The 5883-nt window shown below is 45.5% G+C and carries 8 protein-coding genes and 1 tRNA gene; 4 read left to right on the plus strand and 5 right to left on the minus strand.

Annotated features, from left to right (window positions below; all coding sequences use genetic code 11):
- Positions 1-202 precede the first annotated feature (202 nt).
- Positions 203-278: transfer RNA gene (locus QVA83_RS14425), tRNA-Gly, on the minus strand.
- Positions 279-379: 101 nt separating this feature from the next.
- Positions 380-925 (minus strand): oligoribonuclease, encoded by a 546-nt coding sequence (gene orn, locus QVA83_RS14430; RefSeq protein ID WP_014948078.1) that lies wholly within the window; start codon positions 923-925, stop codon positions 380-382.
- Between the two features lie 86 nt (positions 926-1011).
- Here orn and rsgA point away from each other — a divergent pair, with 86 nt between their 5' ends.
- The 4 genes from rsgA (at position 1012) to QVA83_RS14450 (ending at position 4855) form a co-directional block, all read left to right on the plus strand.
- Positions 1012-2055, plus strand: a complete 1044-nt coding sequence (rsgA, locus tag QVA83_RS14435) for a small ribosomal subunit biogenesis GTPase RsgA (protein WP_014975509.1) — start codon at positions 1012-1014, stop codon at positions 2053-2055.
- A 248-nt stretch (positions 2056-2303) separates the two neighbouring features.
- A complete protein-coding gene (gene asd / locus QVA83_RS14440; protein ID WP_039231034.1) occupies positions 2304-3251 on the plus strand; it encodes an archaetidylserine decarboxylase in 948 nt (315 codons plus the stop codon).
- 3 nt (positions 3252-3254) lie between these two features.
- On the plus strand, positions 3255-4130 hold the full coding sequence (locus QVA83_RS14445; RefSeq protein WP_014948075.1) for a DMT family transporter: 876 nt from the start codon (positions 3255-3257) through the stop codon (positions 4128-4130).
- Between the two features lie 32 nt (positions 4131-4162).
- On the plus strand, positions 4163-4855 hold the full coding sequence (locus QVA83_RS14450; protein ID WP_061439267.1) for a glycerophosphodiester phosphodiesterase: 693 nt from the start codon (positions 4163-4165) through the stop codon (positions 4853-4855).
- A gap of 123 nt (positions 4856-4978) precedes the next feature.
- On the opposite strand, the gene QVA83_RS14455 is transcribed toward QVA83_RS14450, so the two are convergent.
- From QVA83_RS14455 to QVA83_RS22460, 3 genes are all read right to left on the minus strand, one after another.
- Complete coding sequence (locus QVA83_RS14455; RefSeq protein WP_014948073.1) at positions 4979-5407, minus strand: MerC domain-containing protein; 429 nt, start codon at positions 5405-5407, stop codon at positions 4979-4981.
- 156 nt (positions 5408-5563) lie between these two features.
- Positions 5564-5737, minus strand: a complete 174-nt coding sequence (locus QVA83_RS14460) for a hypothetical protein (protein WP_287498624.1) — start codon at positions 5735-5737, stop codon at positions 5564-5566.
- Positions 5738-5778: 41 nt separating this feature from the next.
- On the minus strand, positions 5779-5853 hold the full coding sequence (locus tag QVA83_RS22460; RefSeq protein WP_353844111.1) for a hypothetical protein: 75 nt from the start codon (positions 5851-5853) through the stop codon (positions 5779-5781).
- Positions 5854-5883 lie beyond the last annotated feature (30 nt).

Raw genomic sequence — 5883 nt, forward strand, 5'->3', positions numbered from 1 at the left:
ACCTTGGCAAGGTCGTGCTCTACCAACTGAGCTATTCCCGCATAGAGTCGATGCTGTGCATCTTATAGGTACTTACCTATGGCAAGTGAATTTGGAGCGGGAAACGAGATTTGCCAACTGGCCGACACTCGGTCGCGGGCCCACTAGGGGTCGCGCTTTTCACGCCCACTGAAAGTAAAGTTTACTATCAGCTTTTAAAATTTGGAGCGGGAAACGAGATTCGAACTCGCGACCCCGACCTTGGCAAGGTCGTGCTCTACCAACTGAGCTATTCCCGCAACAAAAGAGGTACTTCGTTTGAAGTGGTGCGCATTTTACAAAAATTTTGGGGTAACGCAACCTTTAATTCTACTTTTTTTGCACCTCAATGTTTGAATGCCTAAATCGTAAACACTTTCTCACGATAATAGCGCATTTCTTCAATAGACTCGCGAATATCATCAAGCGCTAGGTGTACGCCTTTCTTTTCGAAACCGTCTAAAATTTCAGGCTTCCAACGGCGCGTTAGTTCTTTTATTGTACTTACATCAATATTTCTATAGTGGAAGTAAGCTTCAAGCTCGGGCATGTACTTAACCATGAAGCGTCTGTCCTGTCCTATGGTGTTTCCACATAGCGGTGACTTGCCTGCATCTACCCATTGCTCTAAAAAGGCAATAGTTTGCGCTGATGCTTCTTCAACGCTTATTTTACTTTCTCGGCAACGTGCAGTTAATCCACTTTCACCGTGAACTCGTGTACACCACTCGTCCATATTGTTTAACACGTCATCACTTTGATGTACCGCTATTACAGGGCCTTCCGCCAAAATATTCAGCTGTGCGTCGGTAACAATGGTCGCTATTTCCATTACTACACAGGTTTCAGGATCTAACCCTGTCATTTCCATGTCTATCCAAACAAGGTTACTGTCGTGTTTACTCATTACTTTCCTCTTTGCGCTACAGACATGGCAACCATGCCCTACAAACGGTATTATTGACATAGTATACGTGAAACTAGAAAAGAATCGTGGCGAAAAAACCAAAACTTACACAACGACAGAAACGACAAGTTGCAGCAAATAGAAGCAAGCGCTTGCGTGAAAAGCACGCGTCAAAGGGCGCGGCGAACCTTGATGAAAGCACGCTAGAAAGCGGTACTGTGATTGGTCGCTTTGGTAAACACGCCGACGTTGAAGACGCAAACGGCGCAGTATCTCGCTGCCACATTCGCCGCACAGTAGACTCAGTAGTGTGTGGTGACAAGGTGTTTTTCAGTAAAGGGGATGACGCTGAGTCAGGTGTAAGTGGGGTTATTGAAATTGTAAAAGACAGGCACTCCGTCCTGACTCGCCCAGATTATTACGACGGTATTAAGCCCATCGCCGCGAATATCGACCGTATTATTGTGGTTAGCGCCATATTACCTACCCTTTCACTGAATATTATCGACCGTTATCTCGTTGCCTGTGAAGACATAGGCATCACGCCGCTGATTGTCCTTAATAAAGTAGAATTGCTCAGTGAAGAGGAACGCACAACCGTTACAGAGCAGCTTAAGACGTACGAAAACTTAGGCTACGAAGTGCTTTTCACCAGTTGCAAAACCGGTGAAGGCATTAGCAAACTCAATGAATACCTTAACGATAACATCAGCGTTTTCGTAGGGCAGTCCGGCGTAGGTAAATCGAGCCTTATAAACCAAGTTCTGCCAGACGCCGATGAATTAACCGGCGATATTTCAGATAACTCGGGACTAGGTCAACATACAACGACGGCGGCCAAATTGCTTCACTTGCCAGCCGGCGGTGATTTGATTGATTCCCCAGGAGTACGTGAATTTGGCTTGTGGCACATTCCTACCGAACGTATTACATGGGGCTTTATTGAGTTCAGAGATTATTTGGGCGGCTGCAAATTCAGAGACTGCAAGCACTTAAATGATCCGGGGTGCTTACTAAGAGAAGCTGTAGAAGAAGGAAAAATTAGCGCAGAACGCTTCGACAGCTACCATAGAATATTAACCACCATGGAAGAGCAGCGCCCTAGTCACAGCCAGCCTCCCGGGGCATAACAACTGCCACTAGGTTTCAACCTCACTGGAGCGCTAAACTCGTTGGAGCGACCGAAGAAGTACACGCACTGCTTACGTGTAATAGCTGTCTCTTAGTCGGCGATTTATTCTTTTGGTGTGAACCACGTGCTTATGCTTTTGTGTAAGCACTCATAACCCTAAAGTTGCTCTTAATACCACGACTTACGATACAATAACGCTATCTATGCAATGCGTTATTGCTTGCATAAAAGAAACGGAGATATTTTGTGTTAGATTGGCTTAAAGTTAATTTACAATACGTTACACCAAAGCACCTGCTTTCACGCCTTGTAGGCAAACTTGCAGAAGCAGAAATGGGTAGCGTTACGACATTTTTCATCAAGGCGTTTATTAAGCAATACAACGTTGATATGTCAGAAGCGCTGCATGAGGAACCAGAGCATTATAGAAGCTTTAATAAGTTCTTCACCCGCCCGCTTAAACCTGAAGCCCGCACCATTGACGAAAACGATGACGTACTTATCCATGCTGTTGACGGTACGGTAAGTCAGTTTGGCGATATCCATAGCGACAGTATTTTTCAGGCGAAAGGCCATGACTTTAGCCTAACTACATTATTAGGTGGCAAGCCTGATGTAGCTGCGCCATTTAAAAATGGTAAGTTTGCTACCATTTACCTTGCCCCTCGTGATTATCACAGAATTCACATGCCTGTTGAGGGCACGCTTACTGATATGCTGTACGTGCCGGGCGAACTTTTTTCGGTAAATCCTCTTACAGCACAAAATATTCCAGGTCTGTTTGCACGTAACGAACGTGTTGTCGCGCTATTCGACACGCCTGTGGGCAAAATGGCAATGGTGCTTGTAGGCGCTACCATAGTGGCAAGTATTGAGACAGTTTGGGCTGGCACGGTTACGCCACCTGCGGGTAAAAATGTTCAGCACTGGTCATATGAAAAAGACAGTGAAGCAGCAGTTTTCCTTGAAAAAGGTGCGGAGCTAGGCCGCTTCAAGCTAGGTTCGACCATTGTGGTGTGTTTCGAAAAAGACATGATTGATTTTGAAGACCTCGCCCCTGGTATGGTCACACGCCTTGGTGAGCCTATGGCGCTTAAATCAACCGCACAGGCTACGGCTAAAGATACGCACGTTAGCGATGAAACAGCCAGTGACGAAAAGAGCGAGGCTTCGTCAGAGGGCGCTGACAGCTAATTTATGGATGCTGTTAAAAAAAGCCTGATCTCACTTCATTTCACGGTAATTTTACTTGGTGGTACAGCCCTTTTCTCTCGGCTTGTACCACTTAGCGCCAGTGATATCACTCTTGTTCGTTCAGTATTTGCCTGCATAGCGTTGTTTGCCTTTTTGAAATTGGCGAAGAACAAAATAAAGCTGAATTCAAAAAAAGACTACGGCGTTGCCCTCGGTTTAGGCGTGCTTATGGCACTGCACTGGGTCACCTATTTTGCCGCCATGCAATATGCTGGGGTGTCTGTTGGCATGATTGCCCTTTTTACCTTTCCTGTAATCACGGTACTTATCGAGCCTTTTTTTGAGCGGGTAAGGCTGGTCTGGCAGGATATCGTATCTACCGTTACGGTGGTCGTTGGCGTTTATTTAATAGTGCCAGAGACATCACTGGAAAATGACATTACCCTTGGTGTTCTCATCGGTATTGCCTCCGCCATCTTGTATTCGTTTAGAAACCTTATTCATCGTAAGCACTTTAAGCACTACAGCGGTGCGCAAGCCATGGCGTGGCAGACCTTGGTTATCAGCATTCTAATGTTGCCGGTAGGCAGTGCAGCAATAACCTCAGCGTCTACCAGTTCTTGGCTAATGCTATTGCTTTTAGGTACCGTATTTACTGCGCTTCCTCATGCACTTATTGCTGCGAGCCTACGTCACCTTAGGGCAAAAACGTTTTCGCTTATAGCCTGCATGCAGCCTCTTTATGGCGTTTTCCTTGCTATTATTTTGCTTAACGAAAAGCCTGGTTTAAGTGCGTTGTTAGGTGGAATTCTTATTACCTCAGCGTCAGTTTATGAAACGCTCAACACGCATAAGTTGCATAATGCAAAAGATGATTAAGCCGTGTTGTGATCTTTAAGGAAGAAATGTCTATGCTCATTTTTGCTCACCGAGGTGCCAGTAAAGCCGCCCCAGAAAACACAGTAAAGGCATTTAAACTGGCTTTCGAACAACGTGCCGATGGCATTGAGTTTGATACCTATCAGCACGAAAGCGGCATTATTGTTTTTCACGATAGAACACTTACGCGCAGAGCACGGGAATCCGGCTATTTACTTGACGTACCGTGGCAATCCCTTACAGAAATGGACATTGGGGATGGAGAGCGCATACCGACCCTGACCGAAACACTGAATTGTGTTCCAAAAGACAAGTGGTGCAATATTGAGATAAAACACTTACGCGACGTAGACAGCTGGATTAAAGACGTTAAAGCGGCGGTACAGCAAAGCGGCATTAATGCTGAAAAGCTACTTATCTCTTCATTTAACCATCACTGGCTTCAAGCTATTGCGCTTAAGTGGCCCGAAGTGAAGATCGGCGCCTTATCTGCAAGCTACGAGCTTGACTGTACGGCGAGCGCCCGGACTCTGAACGCTTATTCCGTAAACATTGCATTAGACGCCGTTGATAAGCAGTTTGTGCAAACGGCGCAGCAAGACGGATTTGACGTATTCGTTTATACCGTAGATGAGCCGAGAGACATGCTTATGCTTAACGAGTGGGGAGTGACGGGCATATTCACTAACGTGCCCGATGTAGCGCTTAGTGTGTTGTCGCATTAACCCCTACTTTTTCAATGCGAAAAGTCTGTAGAACGCGTATCTGATACAGACTCACACTATAAAAAAAACGAGCCATTGGCTCGTTTTTTTTGGAATGCTTTACTTGAATTGCAGCTTAGTTGACTACTTAAATTCAGTTGAAAGGTGGTCTGAAAACACCGTATTCTTGCAGCACTTACATTGTCTACACAATCGCATATTCACCCAGTGGCCGGCTACAATTAGCGCTGCACCTATCGCGATGGTAAAGGGTTCGTAGTGATGCCCAAAAATATCTTTGTGCCAATAAATAGCGCCACCCGTAAACAGCAATGCAAGCGGGTAGTATTTGCCATGATAGCGAATTGCACCGCTAACCAAGGCGACTGCACCTACAATTAACGAAAAGGTTAATATCGTTCTCTCAAACCACACTTGTGCAAAAAAGCTAGAACCGATCAGCGGCAGCAGAGGCACCAAAACAGGTAGCGCGAGGCAATGCAACGCACACAAGCTCGACACCCAGATGCCAAGTTTGTCTAGTTTTGTTGGATTCTCGTCAATTGGAGTCATTACCCTAATTACCACCGTGAAAAAATGAGTTCGCGAACTATTCGCCAGAGACGTTATATTATAACAGACTCACAGAAATGAGAAACGTTCCCACATTAAATTTTGATCTTAACGAGATGAAAATGAACTAACTACGTATAAAATGGGGCAAAAAAGCTATTCGTTTGGCGCTGTTTCCAAACGCTCAGCAATGCCTTTTTCTGCGGAGCTGTGCATTAGCCCACTGCTGTGTAAGGCATTTTCTTCGGTCATGCTTACCTTGCTATCCTTCACATCGGCGTTATTGAGCGAAGCGGTTTGATCGCGCTCTTTACCAAACTGCTTGGCCACTTTCGGCGCATGTGAAAAATAGTCGGTTACTGAGGTAAGGGTTAAACCTTCTTTTTCAAGTGAGGGTAATGAGTTTTCAAGAAATCGACGGTTTCTGGGTGGGGATGACCAATCACAACAACATGACCATTCTTTTTAGCAATACG

The organism is Alteromonas sp. AO-Serp, from assembly GCF_017849675.1.
Taxonomy (GTDB): domain Bacteria; phylum Pseudomonadota; class Gammaproteobacteria; order Enterobacterales; family Alteromonadaceae; genus Alteromonas; species Alteromonas macleodii.

Excerpts from the sequence above, each read along its gene's own strand:
- orn (WP_014948078.1), bottom strand. The coding sequence starts at position 925 with ATGAGTAAACACGACAGTAACCTTGTTTGGATAGACATGGAAATGACA.
- QVA83_RS14445 (WP_014948075.1), top strand. The coding sequence starts at position 3,255 with ATGGATGCTGTTAAAAAAAGCCTGATCTCACTTCATTTCACGGTAATT.
- QVA83_RS14450 (WP_061439267.1), top strand. The coding sequence starts at position 4,163 with ATGCTCATTTTTGCTCACCGAGGTGCCAGTAAAGCCGCCCCAGAAAAC.
- QVA83_RS14455 (WP_014948073.1), bottom strand. The coding sequence starts at position 5,407 with ATGACTCCAATTGACGAGAATCCAACAAAACTAGACAAACTTGGCATC.